The following is a 19,485-nucleotide window of genomic DNA, read 5'->3' as shown; positions in this document are numbered from 1 at the left end:
TCGTTTAAGCTACCGTGTCAGCCGGTAAATCAGCAGGGCGGCCCGTTGAATGAGTATCGGGAACTCCTTGATATTCATTGTTTCTTCGATACTGTGAGCGCCCTTGCCCGACGCACCCAGTCCGTCTACGCAGGGCATGTATTGGGCCACAAATGATACGTCCCCGGCGCCACGCGCACCCGGGTCGAACGCTTCAACGGGGCCAACGCCCATGTCCCGGCTGATTTTGTCTATCTGTTTGCGCAGTTCGTCATTGGCGGCAGAAGGCTCCATGCCTGGTATGCCGTCGGTAAAGGAAATGGTGGCCTTGGTGAGCGGCAAGCTCTTGTCCACGATTTCGCGCATTTTAGCGCGGGCGGCTTCTTTCTGGGCTTCGGTCAGAAACCGCAGATCGCCTTTAACCAGGGCCGTACCAGCAATGATGTTCGTTTTGCCAATCGTTTCGGCTTTCGCCGTTTTGTCGTCATAATGCACTTCCGAGCCACCAACGATCAGGCCGGGGTTGAAGGTGAGGTATTTTTCCTGACCAAGCGTCCGCCGGAATTCGTTCAGAATCCGAACGGCTTCGTAAATAGCGCCGTAGCCCAGGTCATTGAAAATGCGAGATGAGTGGCCGGTCCGGGCTTTTACATTGAGCGTCCACCCGCTGGCTCCCCGCCGACCGGTCGTTACGTGGTGCAGACCCTGAGCCGACTCAAAGGCCAGCGCCAGATCACATTTCTTTGCTCGTTCGATGAAATCCCGGCGACTTTCGGAACCACCCGAACTCTCTTCGTCACCCGTAAAGTAGATGGTGATGGAGGTATCGTCGAGCAGTTTTTGTTCCTGTAGCGCTTTCAGGGCGGCAATCACCACGACGTCGCCCCCTTTCATGTCGTTGACACCCTGGCCCGCCACCGTCGAGTCATTGACCCGCGTGTAGGGCTCCATCGGCAGGCTTTTTTCAAAGACAGTGTCTAGGTGGCCAATCAGAAATAACTTTTTGCCTTTTTTCCCTTGCCGGGTGGCCACCAGATGCCCCGCCCGATTGAGTGAATCAGGAAGCGACACCCACTCGGTTTTAAAACCCAGCTTGTCAAATTCATCGGCCATCAATTTGCCGACCGTGCGTACACCTTCTTTATTGAGCGTGCCGCTGTTGATATTGACGACTTTTTCCAGAAACGCTTCGGTTTCGGGCATGTGTTTCTTAACGGTGGCCACGACAGCCGTTTCGGGTTTGGAAAGTGACTGCGCTGACGCGCCAGAACTGACGAGCAGCAAAAGAAGGACAAGTTTTTTCATGGGTACTTTTTGCTAAAGCAGGTTGTATAAAGGGCTAAAATAAGTAAAGTAATCTGTTGATTATCTGACGAAATGGTTTAGTGCAATTTTTACTGAAATAGCTTCTACTACGTTATAATATCCATGTTTATGTCGCTTGTGGGCGAAGAATACGCTGTTCTTCTGCCTATCTTCGATTGAAAATATGGATATTCACTGAGCTAATCATGTTTATAGACCAAACCGACCGCTTCGTCCTGTTCAGACATGAACTGCACCGGTTTCCCGACGTTTCGGGTCATGAAGTAGACACCCAGAAACGAATACAATCGTTTGTCAGCCAGTTTAATCCCGTTGCCAGTTGGGAGGTTGGCGGAACGGGTTTATTACTGCAATACGGGCCGGGAAACCCAGGTCCTGTGATGTTGATTCGGGCAGATATCGATGCATTGCCCATTCAGGAGGTCAATACGTTTGGGCATAAATCGCAGATCGACGGCGTGTCGCACAAATGCGGTCACGACGGCCACGCTGCGATCCTCGCCCGGCTGGCCGCTTTATTAGCCGAAAATCCAGTTGCGAACGGTCGGGTCTATTTGCTTTTTCAACCCGCCGAAGAAACGGGTGCGGGGGCTGATGCCGTCCTGAACGATCCTGTTTTTGCCGATATTAAGCCCGATCGCGCGTTTGCGCTCCATAATTTGCCGGGCTTTCAACAGGGCGTTATCGTATGTAAGCCCGGCCCGTTTACCGCATCCGTTTTGAGTATGATCGTTACGTTCACCGGCTACGTATCCCATTCGGCCGAGCCCGAAAAAGGACGTAACCCGGCGTATGTGATGGCGGATTTTACACTAAGGAGCAGCGCCTTGCAACAGCCTGATCCGCGGGCTGATGACTTTGCGCTGATCACCCCAGTTTATACAACGATGGGAGAGAAATCCTACGGTATATCGGCGGGTTATGGCGAGGTGCATCTTACGCTCAGAACCCGCAACGCCAAACGAATGGAAGCCCTGACGGCTGACCTATTGACTTTATTAGCGGAGCTATCAGCTGGAAGTGGCATCGACGTAGCAACGAACTACACAGAAGCGTTTTTTGCCAGCGAAAATGACCCTGATGCCTTCGCCCAAATCAAACAAAGTGCCCTGAAACTCGGCTACGCCTTTGTCGAAAAGCAGGAACCCTTCAAATGGGGCGAAGATTTTGGCCTCTTTACGCAAAAATATAAAGGCGCTATGTTTGGTATTGGTAATGGCGAAAACTCCCCGGCGCTGCACAACGACGACTACGATTTCAATGATAACCTGATCGAACCAGCCGCCCGACTGTTTCTAGACCTTATTGCCGTGGCGCATGGATGAGCCAGCCATCAACGATTGAATAACTTACTGACAACAAGGCCAATGGCCACGCCCAGCACTACGTATCGCACTCTTCCGATTGGCACGTAGCGGGTTTCGGTGGGTGTTACTTCAATAAATCCCTGTGGGCTGATCATTACTCCGCCCCCAAGGCCACCGCCGTCGCCCTGGCTGCTGCCCGATGCATCACTGGTCGTTTTTCCGGCCGCCAAATTGCCCTCACCGAAACCTCCGCCCAGGCCGAGACTAACCCTGGCGACGGGAATAATGGTTTTATCTCCAGCCACGATGGGCTCTCCGTAAACCTTGCGGACCGATGCCTCTCCGGTGAATCGATCGATGAAGGATCGCATGAGTTGTTCTATATTCAGTGAGCTCATAAACTGATGGGTTTGGTTCCGTCGTAAGACAAAAATAAGGTAAATTAAATGAGCTTATTTCGTTACTGTACACAGAATTTTTCGCTTATGTCTGCAACAAATAAGGCCTAAATCGGTGTCATTCCAGTAGCAGTTACAGAACACGTAACGTACCTCATTCCACCAATGAAAACAACATTCCTGCTCCTATTACCACTGGCGATCGTATTGTCCTGTAAGGCGCCCGAAAAGGACATCACGCCCACGAACCCTTCGGCTGGCTCACAAACTCCGCCCGCAGTCGAGAAGTCGGGCGTTGCCAAGTTAGGGCCAGTCGTGCAGATCACGGGGTACTCGGTGGACCCTAATGGCGACAAAACGTTCCTGCTGAATGGAAACCAGCTCAGAGTAAGCTGGACTCGTTCAACCAATTATGACTATGACGAACAGAACCGGCTGACGGGTGAAAAGTCTGTGTCCAGCTACGACCGTAACTGGTGGGAGGGGTATTCCTATCAGTACGCGCCTGATCTGAACACGCGCTATCAGAATTCAGAAAATAAGGAGTTCGTCAATACGTTACTGCTGAACGAGCAGGGCTACCTGAAAGGAAACCTGGGCCCTGGCGAATATATTTATAATGCCGAAGGCTATCTGATCAACTATAATGGAAACGGCCAGGAGGATACCTACACCATAGAGAACGGGAATGTTGTCGCCAGGAAAACCGTCTATCGGAATGGCGGTGTGCAGTACAATACGTATGAATATGACCTGACCAAGCCCGGTATTCCGTCTCCCTTCACGTATCGAGGCAGGCAGAGCCGGAATTTGCTAAGTAAGCAGACATTGGCTGATTCGGCATCACCGACTACCGTATTTACCCACTACTACCACTTTGATTCGCAGAATCGGCCCATCCGGGAGTTTGTCGTTACCGATAGAGACCCCGTTCCAAGAAGTATTCGGGAGTTTGTTTATAAATGAGTTGACTGACGAGCGTATCCATAAAAAAAGGCCAGTACTACGTAGCACTGGCTTTTTTTATGGATACGCTTCTGTCTATAATTTATATTCCAGAGACAGCGAGGCATTTCTGTTCTTGTAGCTATTTTTATAGAAAGGAAAATAAGGGTCACCCGTTGGCCCAATATTTTTCAAGCCCAGTTCATAATTCAGGCCTAGAATGGTTCGGCCAAATTCAACCCCGATTCCGGTTCCTACACCAAAATCGAAACGCTTAAGGCCCCGGCTATCGAATGTCTTTTCCTCCACTGTACTGTAATCAATCATATCGCCGTAAATAATGTCGCCGGTTAGTTGGGTTTTTCCACCTATGCCATAGGCGAAATACGGCCCTGCATTAAGTACAAGCTTTGTTCCCGGCTTTAGATCAATCTTGTAGCCTAGATAGACAGGTGCCTGTAAATACCGCTGATTGCTTTGCATAAATGCTTCTCTACCCGGCATCAATATCCTGTATTCGTAGCCGAGGGGTGCTTCGCCTTTTATTTTTGTCCCTTTAGTGGTAAACGAAAGCCCGGATTGAAGAAAGAGGTTGTGGCTAAACTTGTACTTGGCAGTAAAACCTGCATTGACGCCGGTCTTTATATTGTGATTTGGTAAAGTAGTGTTGTTTAAGGCTAAAGAGGATAGATTCAATCCGCCCTTCAATCCAAATTCAAACGGAGCGTCCTGTGCCGACAGGGTAAATCCTGTCAGGAGTAAAAAGGCTGTTAGTAAGGGTCTGTACATAGTTGTCATTTATGTTGAAATAAGGTTCGCTGAACAGACCCAATACGTAGCAAGACGGTTGTAACAAGCAATCCACTTTTGTTACTAACAGCTATTGCTGGTTTCCCGGGAGCCGGTTTCCAGAAACATTCGTCTTGGAGGTGTTCCGTCTTTCTGAAAAATTGATAGTAGCCAGCGTTGATCAGTTCAATTAGACGCTATTTTGCACCACAAATCAACTTCATTCAATCGCATTGAAAACGCTACTAGCTTTTCTGTTACTGCCAGCCTTAGCCCTTGCCCAGACCACTCCTTCAGCCAATCCATATCCGTACACGCCCGCTCAGGATTCGGTTTACGTGGCTGAGACGTATCAGAAGTCCGAATTTATGGTACCCATGCGCGATGGCACGAAGCTCTTTACGCAGGTCTATGCGCCTAAAGATCAGGCCACGAAGCATCCGATTATCATGCAGCGGACGCCCTACAGTTGTCAGCCTTATGGACTGGATCGCTTTCGTCGGCGTGTAGGACCGAATGCGTTCATGCTACATGACAACTACATCGTTGTGTATCAGGATGTTCGGGGCCGTTGGGCGTCGGAAGGAAAGTTCGTTGAAATGACTCCGCACGTGGACGTTAAGAAAGGAAACACCGATCATGACGAAGCTTCCGATACATATGACACCATCGACTGGCTGTTGAAAAACATACCTGGCCACAATGGAAACGTGGGGCAGTGGGGGATTAGCTATCCCGGATTTTTTACATCGGCAGGATCGGTGTCGGGGCATCCGGCACTGAAAGCGTCGTCGCCACAAGCGCCAATGGCTGATCTGTGGCGCGACGATGCGTTTCATAACGGCGCTTTTCAAATAGCGGCTAACTTTGGGTTCTATACGTCGTTTCAGGAACAGAAAGGACCGACGAAGCAACGACCACCCCTTTTGTTCAACATCGACGATCCGGATGGTTATCATTTTTACCTGAACATGGGGCCAACGGCCAATTCAGAAAGCCAGTATTACAAAGGTCGGAATGTGTATTACCACGAAAATTTCGAGCATCCCGACTACGATGAACACTGGAAAAAACGCAATATTCTCCCGCACCTAAAAGGCATCAAACACGCCGTGATGGTGGTGGGAGGCTGGTATGACGAGCAGGACTTATATGGTACGTTCAATACGTATAAAGCCATTGAAAAGCAGAATCCGGGCATTCAGAACATCTTTGTGGTAGGGCCCTGGGTGCATGGTGGCTGGGCAGGTCCGTCGGGGCAAACGCTGGCCGATCAGGATTTTGGTTCGAAAACGTCGCCTTATTATCAGGAAAACATCGAAGCTAAATTTTTCAGGCATTACCTGTTCAGCGAAACGACACCGCTGGCGCTGCCCGAAGCAACGTTGTTCGAGACGGGTACCAATCGCTGGCGCAGTTTCGATACGTATCCGCCGAAAGGAACGGCGCAAAAGCAGTTGTTTTTGCAGAGCAATGGTACACTCGGTTTCTCGCCATCGACAACCGGCGCTGCTTTCTCGGAGTTTCCATCGGACCCTGCGCATCCGGTTCCGTTTTCGAGCAAAATCAACGATGGTTTTTCGGCTGATTACATGGTTGAAGATCAGCGGTTCGCGTCGGCTCGCCCCGACGTATTGACCTTCCAGACCGACGCACTCACCGACGATTTAACGCTGGCCGGGCCGATTCTGGCTCAACTCACCGTATCGACGACCGGCACCGACGCCGACTGGATGGTGAAAGTAATTGACGTGTATCCGCCCGATGCGCCCCAAAATCCGCAAAAAAGTGATGTCGTTTATGGAAACTATCAGCAATTGATACGTAGTGAAATTATTCGGGGCCGTTACCGCAACAACATCAGCAAACCCGAAGCCTTCAAACCAAATCAGCCAACGCAAGTGGCTGTGGAGTTGCAGGACGTCCTGCATACGTTTAAAAAAGGACACCGACTGATGGTGCAGGTTCAAAGCTCATGCTTCCCGCTGGCCGATCGTAACCCGCAAACATTTGTCCCCGTTTTCTCTGCCAAAGAATCTGACTATCAGAAAGCCACGCACCGGGTATATCACGGCAAATCGGGCGTGAGTTTCCTGAAAGTTGGGGTACTGAATCCGTAGTATACTAACGGCTTCCCCGTTGAGCGTAGTCTCCGACTACGTTCAGGTATTATCCGATTTCTGATCGTTATGATTCCGGTCGGAGACCGGACAACGCTTAAACGTAGTCGGAGACTACGCTCAACGGGGAAGTCGTGATGGCTATGACGCCGTATACAATCCACCGCCTACCAGACCATTATCTACTCGATTACTTCCATAAAGCTTGATGCTTTTAATAAGTCCATTGCCAATATAGTCACTGGGTTGACCGTAATCGTCTGTACTTGCACCCGAAGTACTGGTATCAGCCCGTTGTCCGCTTTTATTTTTGAAGTATTTATAGATGCCAAAACCAGCACCGGCAAGTAGGGTGGCGGCTCCTAACGCAATACCCAGTGAAGTTGTCGTTTTCTTGTCCATGATTATGAATGGGTTGTTTACAGAGAAAACCTGTGGTAGACTAAATAGTTTTCGGTAGTCAGTCAGATTTATCGAGCAAACGCTGAAACACTTAGTGGCCCGTTAAGCCTTGTTTTGGCTTATTTCGCTACTTTTCTACGGTTCCTGATCTATTGATAATAAACCCTGTGAAGGCTGCTGAACCGCTGGATAAGCCTTGCGCAATAAGTTATCGACGTACCTGTTTTAGTGTAAAATTGCTGATTCTTTCCTGACTTATGCGCTTTCCAACTGCCCTCTTTCTTGCTCTTTTCTCTCCCTGTTTTGTACAAGCCCAGTCGATTATAAGACCCAACTTAACCGTTACGCCCCTCAATGAGCAGGTGTACGTTCATACGACGTATGGCATCTACGGGAAAACGCCATTTCCGTCCAACGGGCTGATTATTAAGACAAAAGATGGTGTAGTACTGGTTGACACGGGCTGGGATACCGACACCAATACTGACAATACCCGTGACTTGCTTCAGTGGGTTGCTAATAACCTGCATCAACCCGTTCGGCTTTGCATTGTTACCCATGCCCACGAAGACCGTGTGGGTGGCATCGGTGAGCTTCATAAAGCTGGAATTCGGGTTGTCAGTACACCACTGACTGCCCAGAAGTCGGTTAAGCTGGGGTTTGAATCACCCGAAGGCATTTTACCCATCGATACTACGTTCCAAATTGGTCAGGAGCCGATTCGCTGCTATTTTCCCGGCGCGGGGCATACCAGCGATAACATTGTCGTCTGGTTGCCGAATCAGCGTATTCTATATGGGGGCTGTCTGGTAAAAAGTGTCGTGGCGTTTGGCATGGGAAACCTCGCCGATGCCAACGTAAACGCGTGGGCCGGTTCCATGCGGAAGGTGATGAGTCAATTCGGAACGGCCCGCATTGTGGTGCCCGGCCATCAGGATTGGAGTGATACCAGGGCGCTGGCGCATACCTTGCAGATGGTGGAAAAATACACGGCTTCCCAAAAACGATAACTTCAGCCACCCGTGAACGGGACAACATACTACTACGTTGCCCGAACTTCATTTAACGAATAGTGTCATGCCCAAACTCATTTTAATGGATCACGACGGAGCCATTGACGATTTACTATCGCAACTGCTTGTCCTGACAATGCCCGACGCCGAGCTGATCGGCATTACCGTAACACCCGCCGATTGTTACATCGAGCCAGCCCTCGAATCGACATACAAGTTGCTTCAATTGATGGGGAAAGAATCGATTCCATTGGGTAGGGGCGACTATTACGGCATTAACGCGTTCCCGAACGAATGGCGCGCACGGCCGGAGATTATCAACGCGCTACCAATGCTGATCAATCTCCCGAAATCACCTGATCCGTACACGTACCTGAGCGCGCCCGATCTAATTATCGATAGGTTGAGTTCGGCTACTGAAAGCGTAACAATTTTGATGACAGGCCCTTGCTCCAATCTGGTGTTGGCGCTGGAAAAAGCCCCGGAACTGAAGGCCAACATCAAAGAAATAGTCTGGATGGCGGGTGCATTTCGCGTCCCTGGCAACGTACAAACCTTTCAACACGACGGCACAGCCGAATGGAATGTTTTCTGGGACCCGATCAGTTCGCAAAAGCTGGTTTCGTATGAATTGCCGCTAACACTGATTCCGCTGGACGTAACGAATCATGTGCCCGTTACCCGGAAATTTCTGTCAGCCTTGGCGACGCAAATCGATTATAAACTCTCCAACCTAACCGGTCAGCTCTGGGCGCTGACGCTCGATACGATACCGAGTTACCACTACACTTATTTCATGTGGGACATTCTGGCGACCAGCTATCTGGCGATGCCTGAGACGTTTAGCGCTGAAACCGTGAAAGCAAACGTCAGCACGCGCCCACCCAACGCCGGACAAACGTATCTGGACGAGAATGGCTATACCGTAAAAATAGCGACCGATGTCAATCCAGCCCATTTTTACGACTATATCCTGACCCAGTTTAAGCGGTGATAAATTAAGAAACTCCTTTCCTGCCCGTATTTACACAGGCTGAAAGGAGTTTCTTCTTCAGGGAGAATTTTCAGATCATGCGTCCAAAACCATAGTTTCTTTGTTGTATTTGTTCCTGTAATCGATGGGCGATAATCCGGTGATTTTTTTGAATGTCGTTCTAAATGCTTTATTATCAGAATAGCCAACATCGTACATAATTTCGTTGACGGTTTTTCGATTCGTTTCAAAACTTTTTTTCGCTACTTCAATTTTTACGCGCTGTATATATTCTGTAACGGTATTGGCGGTCGCTTTTTTAAATCTCCGTTCTAAACTTCGGCGACTTAGCGCTAAAATATCGGATAATTGATCGATCGTTATTTTTTCCTGGAAATTAGTCTCAATAAACTCCTGCGCTTTTTTAATTGGCTCATCTTCATGCTCTTTTTGTCCCTGAAAAATAGTAAAAGACGATTGGCTGTCCCGCTCTATTTCAATGGCGAATACTTTGGCTGAAAGAATGGCTATATCGCGACCAGCATATTTCTCAATAAGGTACAGAATCAGGTTCAGATACGAGAAAGCGCCCCCGCTCGAATAGATGCCGTGTTCATCGGTAATGATCTTCTCCGTTACGAGGTCGACGTCTGGAAACAACTGCCTGAACTCATTGGCGGCCATCCAGTGCGTAGCGCACTTTTTCCCTTTCAATAAACCCGTGGAGGCCAGAATAAAGGCACCTAAACAAAGGCTGGCGACTTCTGCGCCACGCTGGTGCTGTTTTGTTATCCAGGGAAGTAAATCACTGTTGTTTTCTATGGCGCTTTTCAGCTCGCCATCAACGGCCGGGATGATAATCAAATCGGTTTTTTTTACATCGTCCAGTAGCACATCCGCATGAACCGTGAATGAGCCGCCACTCAAGGGAATCTCTTTCGAACTCCCAACCAATTGTACCCTGAACAAAGGGGCCTCGCCCTTCGCCATAACGAACTGATTTACCTGGGTAAGTAGCTGACGTGAGCCTTCCAGGCTGCCTAAAATAGCTCCTTTAGGAACAAGGATCGATATATGTTTCATAGGGTAAAAATAGGTAAAATCTTTGTCGTTATCAATACTCAGTTTGACGGGATAATGACCTATTTTTGACTGATAAAATTTGTTGAAAATAAAGAGCAAAATTTTGATGAAATTAAAAAAATAAGCGAAATAGAGTTGATCTATTGTGCTAAGATTGATGATTTTTTTATTGCTAGAAAAACTATAGGATATAAGTGTAGAAAGTATATAGTTTCCATGCTAGAACTGACTGTTTTGATCTGTTTTTTTTATGCTAGTTGCCGGGGAGTTTAAAACGAATAGAAGAGATTTTATATGGTCTGTACCAAGGAAAAATAAAGGGGCTACAAATTAATTTGTAGCCCCTTTATAACGTGCTAAAGAATGCGTTTTCTACTCGTCTGATTTCGTGGCTGGTGTTGCTTTTGCTTCAGCCGTATTGGCTGGGCTGGCTGGCGTATCCAGGTGATTCCAGTTGATCAGTACGTTCCACAGCAGAGGAGCATCGTGATGATTCAGGTAGCGGTGCAGTGGGTCGAAAGTGAACGCAATGACCCGTCCAGTGCCAACGGGTACGTTGAAAATACCGCCGTGGCCAATGATCGTCTGCTCGTTACGAACCATGCCAGATATGACGTATGGCTCTTCCTTTTTCGGCGTCACGGGTTTCGCAGGCTCTTTGGCAATCTTTTTATCGGGCATGCCCATAATCAGGCCTTTATATTCCTCCTCGTCTTTGAGTGGTTTCGTGCCGTATTGCATTAGCATCATGTCGCGGTTGTACCGCTTGGTTTGCAGCAGGGGCGCAATACCACGGAAAATTGAGAAGGTTTCCGGGAAGCCGTACATAACCGGGCTGTCTGGTTTCCGGTTTTTTACCTGTACAATCGAGCCTGGGTGGAACAGCGTTGGCGCACTCACCTGATCTAGATCGCGGGCGATGCCCGTCTCGGCGATCATCAGCGATGAGTTATCTAACGTAACGAGTACCCCACCCGCTTCGACGAACTTTTTCAGGTTGTCGACTCCCTCAAAACCTGGTCCGCCCGTGATGTCGGTAGTAGCATCGGGGAAGCCGTGTGATGGAAACTCAGCTGTTTTGGTGTAGGGGATTGGTCCGTATTTCGAATCGAGTTCGTGAATAAAGTTCGTGGCCGATCCGCGCATCCGGGGAATGAGAATCACGTCGAATTTCTTCCGAAGCTCACCCGCTTTCAACTGGTCTTTGTTGATGGACGTATAGGGAATCCCGCGTTGCTCGAATGTATACCGCGCCCAGCCTTCGTCCTGTGTATTAAACCAACTGTGGTAAATCGCTACGCGGGGCAGGCTAACTTCATGCTGACGCAACGTAGTGCCAAGACCTGTTGGCTCGGCCTTCGTGGCCTGCAAATCAAGGCCAAACTGGGTTGACAGCTTTTTCGCCTGATCGGTTGTTAAGCCTTTGAAGATGACGGCTCCGGCCATCAGTGTATCCTTAAGGCCCGAAAAGGTTGTTTTCGTGTCCAGCACGAACGCTTTCGCTGTTTTGCCCTGCGTTTTCATCCAGAGAAGCGCGGGCATCAGGGTGCTCTGCGCCTTGTAATTGAGTACGTAGTTTGTGCCGTCCCCATCGAGAATACCCGTGTATTTCACGTCCTCACTGACCATTTTTAGATCGGTTGACGCGTAGGCAACGCTGTCCTGCGCTTTTACGTCCACGCCATACAGATAGCCCAGTGTCCAGGCAATGTCATCGTAAGGCGGAAACTTCGCTTCTTTTGGATAATTCTGTTTGGTGAGCAGCGACACGGCTAGATTGCGATACGGTTGATTCAGCAGTACAACGTAATCGCCCTTATTTTTTCCTGATTCTGCTTTGTGTACTTCAATGGCCTGCGCCCGAAGCTGATTGACCAGGTAAGCCGCCATTGTCGGGTCACGCTGATCTTTAGGAATCACGAACGCCCGGGGTTTTTCTTCGGTGCCTTTTCGAATGTTGTTCAGCCCTTTCTGATAGAAATTCTTCAGCAGCATCCGGCTGTTCGTTGCCCCGTAGGACAGGGACGCCAGCACGCCAGCTTCCATGTAGTTGATGCCATTCCGGTAGGACCAGAGCACTTTTTCGGTCGCCGGATCGGGCCGGTACCACTCCTTGGACGTAACGGCATCGCCCGCATATTTCTGCTCGGCCAGATCGCGGAGGTACGTATTGGCCCCCGCGTTTCCGAAGGTTTCGTAAAAGCGGCCAACGGCGTTGTGGTTGTTGGCAATCCAGAGGGCATATCCCGGATACCAGCCGTCGTAGAACGCCCAGGTGAACACACCAGGTAAGCCCTGGGCAGCCAGCGCGCCCATATCGTGGTTCCCCATCGTCTGCCATTCGCCAATGGTGATCGGGTCGATGGTTTCGTTATAGGGGCCGGTTCCGGTCGAAATATAGAGCAGCGGCACCGACTCATGAAGGTCCAGACTGGCCGTTGGATGCCAGTTGTAGAATATTTTAAACATGGCTTTGGTGATGGCCTGGGACACCTGCAAGCCGTCGCGGTTGTTGTCGTGATAGACGTATTTCCCCCAGTAGGGTGGCGATTTTGGGAAGCCGTCATCAAAGTCTTTGCGGGATTTTGTAAAGCGGAAATACCAGTCCACCTGCTTATCCCAGCCATCGGGTTCCGACACGGGGTTGATCAGGACGATGATGTTATCCCGGATCGTTTTAATCTCGGGGGTTTGGCTGGTAATCAGTCGATAAGCCAACTCCATCAGCATTTCGGGTGATCCCATCTCGGGTGAGTGAAGACCCCCGTTCAGGTAATACACGAGCTTGGTATCGCCCAGAATTTTCTCAATATCCTGCGTACCCACTTTGCGGGGATCAGCCAGCAGGGCCAGTTGTTTTTTGTAGTGATCGAGCCGCTTCATCGCATCTTCGCTTCCAATGGCGATCAACTGAATCGGGCGGCCTTCTTCGGTGGTACTTACCTGCTCCATGCTGATGTTCGGCGAAGTCTCCGTCAGCTTTTTGTAGTAGGCATAAATCTCGGGCGTACGGTGCAAAATACCCGGTGTCCCGATGATTTGTCCGAAATGCTTGCGTGGCGAAGGGACTTTTGGGTCGTCGGGCAGGTTCAGGACCGACGCTGGCAGGAAACGTTTGTCGGTCGTGTACTCTTTAATTTTCTCGTTATACGTCTCGTCGCGGTCCGGCGTTCCGGTCGACTGCGCCCGGACTGATACGCTGGCGAGCGTGAGTCCGACCAGTGTAAAGGAACGTAGCTGGCCAAGTCGATGCCTGCTAATAAAGGTTTTCATGATTACAGCGTTGGTTTGTTAGTAAAGGTTTTTTTAGTGTACAGTCTTCAGTTTACGGTTTTTGGTTGGCTGACGCGTTTAAACTAATGCGTCAGCTAACCAAAAACTGTAAACCGAAATTTACTGCTTCGGCTTCATAAACTGCCGTTTGAAATAGTCGGCAGTGGCGGCACTCATTTTGATCGCATTGCTATGTTTCATCCAATGGTGCGTATCATCGACGATCACGAGCGTTTCCATTGGTACGCCCTGCTTGTCAAGGCGTTGAACAAGGTCAGTGCTTTGGTTGAAACGTACATTACGGTCTTCGTCTCCGTGAATGATCAGTACCGGCGATGTCCAGGTGCTGATCGACGAAACGGGCGACGATTCCCAAACCACTTTCGCAGCTTTGTCAGCATCGGGGATTTTTTCGTAGCGGTCGGTTTGGCTGACGCCGTAACGTTGCTGACTCCAGTCGTGTACGCCATGAATGTCGACACCAGCGGCAAACAGTTTGGAGTCGCGGGCGAGAGCCAGCGCGGTCAGATAGCCGCCGTACGAACCGCCATAAATCCCAATTTTAGTCGCGTCGACCTGTGGTTGTTCTGCCAACCAAACCGCTCCGGCACGAACATCCTGGTATTCGGATGCGCCCGTTGCTCCGCCATTGGCCGGTTGGTGAAAATCGAAGCCGTAGCCAATGCCCAGTCGATAATTTATCGACAAAACGACAAACCCCTGGCTAGCCAGATATTGATTGAGCGCATAAGAATTCGCGTAGTAATCGGAGTAATTCCAGCCCAGCAGCATCTGGCGGGGTGGCCCGCCGTGTACATAAATTAACGCTGGTTTTTTGGATGGCCCACCCGCTGGTTCAAACAACTGACCATGAACCGTCATGCCATCGGGGGCTTTAAAAATGACCTGCTTAGGCGTTACTAACTGACGGGTGGGGAAGCTGGCAGGCACCAGATTCTGGGCCAGTACTTTGGGCGTCCCTTTTGTAAACGCCATGACGGTGGGCAATGGTGGCCGCTGAGCCGTGGCACTGATCATGGCAATAGTTGCGCCATCACCCGTCACAACGGGCGTCCATTCGAGACCCGTGCCTGGAACAAGCACTTCCATCTCGGCCTTATCGACGGGTACCCGAACCGCGTGCCGACGATCGATATCCAGCTTGTCGGGGCCAGTGTTTCCGCTGAATAGCAGCCATTTGCGGTCAGGGCTTAACGTAATGTGTTCGGCCATAAACGAGCCAGGTGTCAGTAGCAGGGGCGTACCGCCCGATGAGGCAATCGAGTAGAGGTGCGGCCAGCCATCCTGATACGATAGGAAAACGATACGTTCATTGGCCGCCCAGTGCAGATTAAATCCGCCATGTGTACTGGGTTCCGAACCTGCCAGCGTTTTGGGCGCTGTCCAGATGGGCGAGGCTGTTCCGGAAGCGACATCGGCCGTCCAGATCGACCAGGGGCGGTGTCTACGAGTCAGAAGGGAGTCAGGAGCGCCACCAGTGCCGGGCGTCCGGACAAACACGATTCGCTTGCCATCCGGCGACCAGCGTGGCGACTCATCATGGGCAAAGGATGGCGCAATCCAGTTGATAGGCGTTGTTTCGTTCGTGAAGACACCCACAAATGCGTGATCTTTCCGGTCGCAGACAAAGGCCAGTTTTGCCCCATCCGGCGACCATTCGAGGGAGCTGTTCGTGCCGCGCGCGTTAAACAGCGCTTTCGCTGCCGAAGAACCGTCGGTTGGCGATACCCAAACCTGTCCGCCTTTGATAAACGCAATCCGGTCGCTCTTGGGTGAGATAACGGGCATGTCACCTTCGGCAATGGCTTTGGGTTCACCCCCAGCAAACGGAACACTCCAGACCTGCACTTTAGGCGGTACGGGCGACGACGTTACGTTCACCGGCAATTCATCGTCCCAGTTGGAACCATGATCTCCCCCACGCACATAGACGACCCAGTTGCCATCGGCTGAGATTGACAGACTGGTAATTTCCTGTCCGTCGTCGTTGGTGTAGTTTGTGAGTTTGCGGGGTGTAAAATCAGGGCCCTGTGCTACGTATACGTTCCGTTTGCCCTGCTCGTTAAAGGCCCAGGCAATTCGTGAACCCTTCGCTGAACTGGTTAATTCATTGGGAAAGGGGTAGCTTTTGACTGATTCGAGTGAGAACGTTTGTCCCGGCGACGGGCTGGACTGAAGGAGCAAAAAGCCTGTTAGCAGGCATAGCAAGGGAAGCGTTTTCATGAGTAACGTAGGAAGAATTGACCGTTATAAGTAACGAGCTCAAGTGCGGAACTCAAATAAGCTAATAATTTTCTATTGTGCTCGTTTGGGGAAATAAAATTCTAAAGATCACCAATATAATACTATGATTTGCCAAGAAATAGCAGGTGATTACTTATGAAAGCAAAAAGATAGCCAATGTGCAATCAAGCCGTTGAATTTCCTTTAGTAGTAAAAATGAATCCTAATTTTTACCGTATGTTAAGGAAAGGTAACTACGGCTATGTGATTGTCCATTAATACAGATTATGTTAGTGGACTTGGTCAATTAGTGGTAAACTAGTATACTTACAGATTAATAAGCTGAATACGTGATCATACAAGACTACTACGATCGAATGAACGACTATATATTGAGCAAGAACAGGCTAATGAATCGGGTTGTTGCGACGGTTTGCTTTTGTGCTCTTTTGACAGCCTGGACAGGGAGTTCAGCCCAACCTGCAACAGGTAGTCCTACGCAGCGAGTTGCTCGGCTGGAAATCTTTTACCCAGAGTTTTCGCCTTATCCTGCCAGTCGGAAAGCGCTGGACGTAGTAACGGTTGACGGGAAGGAAACCCAGTTTGTGGCCAAAGATACCCGGCTGTTTCAATATGATGATCAGCAACGGTTGATCAGCTATAAATTAAAGCAGATCGCTCAGACCGACGAGGGGCAGGAGTACGGCGGTGATACGCTCAGGAACAGTTATTCGTATACCAACGGCCGTATGACGGAGGCTGAAGGAGGAACGCAACGAACCTATACGTACCCACTCGACGACACACAGCGCCGGGTCCTGACACATACCAAAACGGGTTATTTGTATATCAATGTCGATACGTTGCGAACCTACTCGGCCGAGGGAATTCTGGCGGGGATAACCACCCAGGGTTCGCGGCAGGTGATTACGGTTGATGGGGGCAATGTCACCAAAATCGAGCAGTACAACGTAGCGTCAGGTAAGCTGGAAAAGGTTACGAACTTTGATTATGATAATGCCCATTACGCTCCGCTGGCTCAGCTTACCTTTCTGGGCGAAGCCAGCCGCAATGCGCTGAACAAACAGACAATTCTTGATTACTCGTTTGCCGACGGCGTACGGACATATACCTTTTCATACCGAAATCAATATGATGATCAGGGGCGTATGAGCCAGCAGCTTGAATATACCGAAGACCCGACGTTAAATCAGGGGAAGGCCTTCGTGTCGCAGTTGAGAAAGTTCTACTACTAAGCCACTTACTGCCAGGATGTCTCCCGGTCTATCGCTGAACGAAAACAGACATCGAAAACATCATAACCCCCATCAGCCAGTGCGTTCAGTCTGGTGGATGGGGGTACTTTTTGTGGCTACCCATATAGCACCCCAACTGCCGGAAACCCAGCCATCATTAAGAGTCGGCGCTATTGGCTGGTAGTTAGAGTTAGCTGCTATCGCAGCCGCTTGTGCAGTCTGGCTTTACTTATCGAGGGCTGGTCAGCCGTAAAACGTACCAAATCAGATGTCTATAAGCATGGCCATTCGTAGTTTATTGATCTCGCTTGCGGTTACCGGATTTTTGGGGTATGCCTTCACTGTTGGGCTGACCGACCCGAATTCGTTCATGAAGAAACTACCGGATTGGTTAGCTATTTCGTTGTTTTTTGGCTGCGGATTGTTGTACCTCCTGGCTACCTGGTGGGCGATCAAAGGATTTGGTGAACACAGAATCAGTGCTATTGCGTCGCTGGGACTTTGCGTAGTCGGCCTGGGAATTTATGCGACAGTCCTGACTATGGAACTGGGGCGGGGGAAAGCGACACGGGGGCAATACGACCATGACTTCACGACGCTTGACCCGGCTGAAAAAGCCGTTCTTCTGCAACTGACGCAGGAAGCAGGAATGGGTTTGCAGGACGCCGTTTTTACCGAACACTGGACCATTGCAAACGATACCAACCCTCTAAAAGGCTTTGAGATTTGTGTGCAAAAAGGGCACATAACGGCGCTCAATTTGTCACATCGTCCGACTCCGAACCTGGCTCTGCTGTCGAAACTACCTGAGCTGGGCGATCTGTACCTGAGGAATTGCGGCCTGTCGGATATGAGTGGTTTGCAATCCACCAAACTGGACCGACTTGATGTAGCAGATAATCAGATTACTGACTTGAAAACGTTACGTGGTTGTCCGAACGTTCGCTGGTTGTTTGTGCAAAACAATCAGTTGACATCAAAAGAAGATCTTAGTCAGTTTAAGAATATTGTCAGCTCCGATTTTCGGGGAAACCCGATTCCGAACCCATAAAGTTTTCGAAGCTGTTCGTGTTTACTACGTTGCTGACCTTCCGCCAAACCAGTTACCCGACCGATTTACCATCCGAACCAACCGGGCAATGTTTAACCGGTACTAATCCTTCCAGGCTTTAGTATGTACAGCGCTAAAGGCTGTGGTAGCGACTTTACGGCTTACAGTTTTTTCGTTGCAACGAATGGCTGAATCCATACTGACATGTAGCAGTTACCTGCCTGAAAGTCCTTTCGTATAGCGGCACGCGTCAGTCGTCGAAATCCGGTTATAAACCAAAATCTACCACTTCTCAACCGAATGGCACCAGCTATTCAATCTTGCTTTGGAAAACGTATGGATTCGGTAGGTTTGATCTGTTCAACGTGCCTGATGTATCTCTAATTCGTCAAATACATCTTGCACTTGAAAAATAAGGTTAGCTATGAAAAAACTGGTTACTTACCTGACAATGTTTGTTTTGTTCATAATAGGCGCCAGGCTGGTAACGGCTCAGCAGAACTATGCCCGCTCGCGTCAGGAGTTGGCGCCGGTTGCCCCTGAAACATTGCCGTTTCAACAGTATTTACGGTTGATTAGTCAGTCTATGAAGGAAACCAATCACAACGCCCGGCCGACTACAGATACGGCTATTGCCGATGCGGCAAGCGATGAGCATACGATTGATAAATCGCTGAACCGCCAAACAACAGGAACGTGGATGACTACGGTGAGAAATAGGAAATCAGTAGAAAGATGAACTGAGTGCCCGCCAGAGCTGTGGGTTATTCGAAGACTGGTCCCTACCGCTACAACCGCCAGCCTGATAAACCTCTGTATCCACCAGTCAAATACCATCAATCTAAAAGTTAAATCATTGTCAGCCCATCACTACCCCGGACAAACTTTCAGGGACTTACCGATTTCACAAATACTCCTTTTCTAATCTGATACCACACAATTAATCCTGTAAGAACGACCGCCGTTAAGCCTAAGGCTACAAAAAATAACCACGAAATTTCACCAAAGGGGATGGTTACGCCAGCCGAGTTGAACGCACGATATTTGAGTATTGTTTTTTGCAGCGCGTTCATACCCGCTACGTTAAACCGTTGGTTATAATGGATCGTCTTTCCGTTTTTGTACCCGTCGATTTGAATCGAGAGCGTTCGGTTATCGTCGGAGATACGCGTTTTCAGGTTCGACGCCTTTGCGTTTGCGGTCATTAGGACCAGGCCCGTGCTCAGAAGCAGGCAGATTAGCAGGTATTTCATGAGTATATAGGGGTAAGGGCATTGGGCAGAGGGTTTGGCATCGGGTGCTTTACCGTAACGACGGACCGCGTAA

The 19,485-nt window shown here is 49.7% G+C and carries 16 protein-coding genes; 8 read left to right on the top strand and 8 right to left on the bottom strand.

The window, feature by feature from the left end:
- Nucleotides 1–9: 9 nt before the first annotated feature.
- Complete coding sequence (locus tag ACYVEA_RS01675; RefSeq protein ID WP_461111570.1) at nucleotides 10–1,284, bottom strand: M20/M25/M40 family metallo-hydrolase; 1,275 nt, start codon at nucleotides 1,282–1,284, stop codon at nucleotides 10–12.
- Nucleotides 1,285–1,490: 206 nt separating this feature from the next.
- On the opposite strand from ACYVEA_RS01675, the gene ACYVEA_RS01670 reads away from it, so the two are divergent.
- Nucleotides 1,491–2,630: an amidohydrolase gene (locus ACYVEA_RS01670; RefSeq protein WP_461111569.1), complete on the top strand. Its 1,140-nt coding sequence runs from the start codon at nucleotides 1,491–1,493 to the stop codon at nucleotides 2,628–2,630.
- A gap of 8 nt (nucleotides 2,631–2,638) precedes the next feature.
- Here ACYVEA_RS01670 and ACYVEA_RS01665 read toward each other — a convergent pair whose 3' ends face one another.
- Nucleotides 2,639–3,010, bottom strand: coding sequence for a GerW family sporulation protein (locus tag ACYVEA_RS01665; RefSeq protein ID WP_461111568.1), 372 nt, complete (start codon nucleotides 3,008–3,010; stop codon nucleotides 2,639–2,641).
- 165 nt (nucleotides 3,011–3,175) lie between these two features.
- On the opposite strand from ACYVEA_RS01665, the gene ACYVEA_RS01660 reads away from it, so the two are divergent.
- The gene (locus ACYVEA_RS01660) at nucleotides 3,176–3,976 is read left to right on the top strand and encodes a hypothetical protein (protein ID WP_461111567.1); all 801 of its coding nucleotides are present in this window, start codon (nucleotides 3,176–3,178) and stop codon (nucleotides 3,974–3,976) included.
- A gap of 75 nt (nucleotides 3,977–4,051) precedes the next feature.
- On the opposite strand, the gene ACYVEA_RS01655 is transcribed toward ACYVEA_RS01660, so the two are convergent.
- Complete coding sequence (locus ACYVEA_RS01655) at nucleotides 4,052–4,744, bottom strand: porin family protein (RefSeq protein WP_461111566.1); 693 nt, start codon at nucleotides 4,742–4,744, stop codon at nucleotides 4,052–4,054.
- Nucleotides 4,745–4,977: 233 nt separating this feature from the next.
- Between ACYVEA_RS01655 and ACYVEA_RS01650 the strand changes: the two genes are divergently transcribed.
- On the top strand, nucleotides 4,978–6,864 hold the full coding sequence (locus ACYVEA_RS01650) for a CocE/NonD family hydrolase (RefSeq protein WP_461111565.1): 1,887 nt from the start codon (nucleotides 4,978–4,980) through the stop codon (nucleotides 6,862–6,864).
- A 141-nt stretch (nucleotides 6,865–7,005) separates the two neighbouring features.
- Here the strand turns inward: ACYVEA_RS01650 and ACYVEA_RS01645 are convergent, their stop codons facing one another.
- Complete coding sequence (locus tag ACYVEA_RS01645; RefSeq protein ID WP_461111564.1) at nucleotides 7,006–7,266, bottom strand: hypothetical protein; 261 nt, start codon at nucleotides 7,264–7,266, stop codon at nucleotides 7,006–7,008.
- A 257-nt stretch (nucleotides 7,267–7,523) separates the two neighbouring features.
- On the opposite strand from ACYVEA_RS01645, the gene bla reads away from it, so the two are divergent.
- Both bla and ACYVEA_RS01635 read left to right on the top strand, forming a co-directional pair.
- Nucleotides 7,524–8,276, top strand: a complete 753-nt coding sequence (gene bla / locus ACYVEA_RS01640) for a subclass B1 metallo-beta-lactamase (RefSeq protein WP_461111563.1) — start codon at nucleotides 7,524–7,526, stop codon at nucleotides 8,274–8,276.
- Between the two features lie 67 nt (nucleotides 8,277–8,343).
- On the top strand, nucleotides 8,344–9,273 hold the full coding sequence (locus ACYVEA_RS01635; RefSeq protein WP_461111561.1) for a nucleoside hydrolase: 930 nt from the start codon (nucleotides 8,344–8,346) through the stop codon (nucleotides 9,271–9,273).
- 75 nt (nucleotides 9,274–9,348) lie between these two features.
- Here the strand turns inward: ACYVEA_RS01635 and ACYVEA_RS01630 are convergent, their stop codons facing one another.
- From ACYVEA_RS01630 to ACYVEA_RS01620, 3 genes are all read right to left on the bottom strand, one after another.
- Entirely contained in the window at nucleotides 9,349–10,335 is a 987-nt protein-coding gene (locus ACYVEA_RS01630) for a GlxA family transcriptional regulator (protein ID WP_461111560.1), read from the bottom strand.
- Nucleotides 10,336–10,707: 372 nt separating this feature from the next.
- Nucleotides 10,708–13,608, bottom strand: coding sequence for a M14 family zinc carboxypeptidase (locus ACYVEA_RS01625; RefSeq protein ID WP_461111559.1), 2,901 nt, complete (start codon nucleotides 13,606–13,608; stop codon nucleotides 10,708–10,710).
- 120 nt (nucleotides 13,609–13,728) lie between these two features.
- Entirely contained in the window at nucleotides 13,729–15,852 is a 2,124-nt protein-coding gene (locus tag ACYVEA_RS01620; protein WP_461111557.1) for a S9 family peptidase, read from the bottom strand.
- A 377-nt stretch (nucleotides 15,853–16,229) separates the two neighbouring features.
- Between ACYVEA_RS01620 and ACYVEA_RS01615 the strand changes: the two genes are divergently transcribed.
- From ACYVEA_RS01615 to ACYVEA_RS01605, 3 genes are all read left to right on the top strand, one after another.
- Nucleotides 16,230–17,108, top strand: a complete 879-nt coding sequence (locus ACYVEA_RS01615; protein ID WP_461111556.1) for a hypothetical protein — start codon at nucleotides 16,230–16,232, stop codon at nucleotides 17,106–17,108.
- Nucleotides 17,109–17,376: 268 nt separating this feature from the next.
- Complete coding sequence (locus ACYVEA_RS01610) at nucleotides 17,377–18,159, top strand: hypothetical protein (RefSeq protein WP_461111555.1); 783 nt, start codon at nucleotides 17,377–17,379, stop codon at nucleotides 18,157–18,159.
- Nucleotides 18,160–18,583: 424 nt separating this feature from the next.
- Entirely contained in the window at nucleotides 18,584–18,898 is a 315-nt protein-coding gene (locus tag ACYVEA_RS01605) for a hypothetical protein (protein ID WP_461111554.1), read from the top strand.
- Nucleotides 18,899–19,046: 148 nt separating this feature from the next.
- Here ACYVEA_RS01605 and ACYVEA_RS01600 read toward each other — a convergent pair whose 3' ends face one another.
- Complete coding sequence (locus ACYVEA_RS01600; RefSeq protein ID WP_461111553.1) at nucleotides 19,047–19,412, bottom strand: hypothetical protein; 366 nt, start codon at nucleotides 19,410–19,412, stop codon at nucleotides 19,047–19,049.
- Nucleotides 19,413–19,485: the final 73 nt, after the last annotated feature.

The organism is Spirosoma jeollabukense, assembly GCF_054777855.1.
The sequence above is the reverse complement of the archived record's forward strand: the minus strand, read 5'-3'. Positions and strand labels throughout refer to the sequence as shown.

Excerpts from the sequence above, each read along its gene's own strand:
- ACYVEA_RS01670 (WP_461111569.1), top strand. The coding sequence starts at position 1,491 with ATGTTTATAGACCAAACCGACCGCTTCGTCCTGTTCAGACATGAACTG.
- ACYVEA_RS01620 (WP_461111557.1), bottom strand. The coding sequence starts at position 15,852 with ATGAAAACGCTTCCCTTGCTATGCCTGCTAACAGGCTTTTTGCTCCTT.
- ACYVEA_RS01630 (WP_461111560.1), bottom strand. The coding sequence starts at position 10,335 with ATGAAACATATATCGATCCTTGTTCCTAAAGGAGCTATTTTAGGCAGC.
- ACYVEA_RS01605 (WP_461111554.1), top strand. The coding sequence starts at position 18,584 with ATGAAAAAACTGGTTACTTACCTGACAATGTTTGTTTTGTTCATAATA.
- ACYVEA_RS01600 (WP_461111553.1), bottom strand. The coding sequence starts at position 19,412 with ATGAAATACCTGCTAATCTGCCTGCTTCTGAGCACGGGCCTGGTCCTA.
- ACYVEA_RS01665 (WP_461111568.1), bottom strand. The coding sequence starts at position 3,010 with ATGAGCTCACTGAATATAGAACAACTCATGCGATCCTTCATCGATCGA.
- ACYVEA_RS01645 (WP_461111564.1), bottom strand. The coding sequence starts at position 7,266 with ATGGACAAGAAAACGACAACTTCACTGGGTATTGCGTTAGGAGCCGCC.
- ACYVEA_RS01610 (WP_461111555.1), top strand. The coding sequence starts at position 17,377 with ATGTCTATAAGCATGGCCATTCGTAGTTTATTGATCTCGCTTGCGGTT.
- ACYVEA_RS01635 (WP_461111561.1), top strand. The coding sequence starts at position 8,344 with ATGCCCAAACTCATTTTAATGGATCACGACGGAGCCATTGACGATTTA.
- ACYVEA_RS01675 (WP_461111570.1), bottom strand. The coding sequence starts at position 1,284 with ATGAAAAAACTTGTCCTTCTTTTGCTGCTCGTCAGTTCTGGCGCGTCA.
- ACYVEA_RS01660 (WP_461111567.1), top strand. The coding sequence starts at position 3,176 with ATGAAAACAACATTCCTGCTCCTATTACCACTGGCGATCGTATTGTCC.
- ACYVEA_RS01625 (WP_461111559.1), bottom strand. The coding sequence starts at position 13,608 with ATGAAAACCTTTATTAGCAGGCATCGACTTGGCCAGCTACGTTCCTTT.
- bla (WP_461111563.1), top strand. The coding sequence starts at position 7,524 with ATGCGCTTTCCAACTGCCCTCTTTCTTGCTCTTTTCTCTCCCTGTTTT.
- ACYVEA_RS01615 (WP_461111556.1), top strand. The coding sequence starts at position 16,230 with ATGAACGACTATATATTGAGCAAGAACAGGCTAATGAATCGGGTTGTT.
- ACYVEA_RS01655 (WP_461111566.1), bottom strand. The coding sequence starts at position 4,744 with ATGTACAGACCCTTACTAACAGCCTTTTTACTCCTGACAGGATTTACC.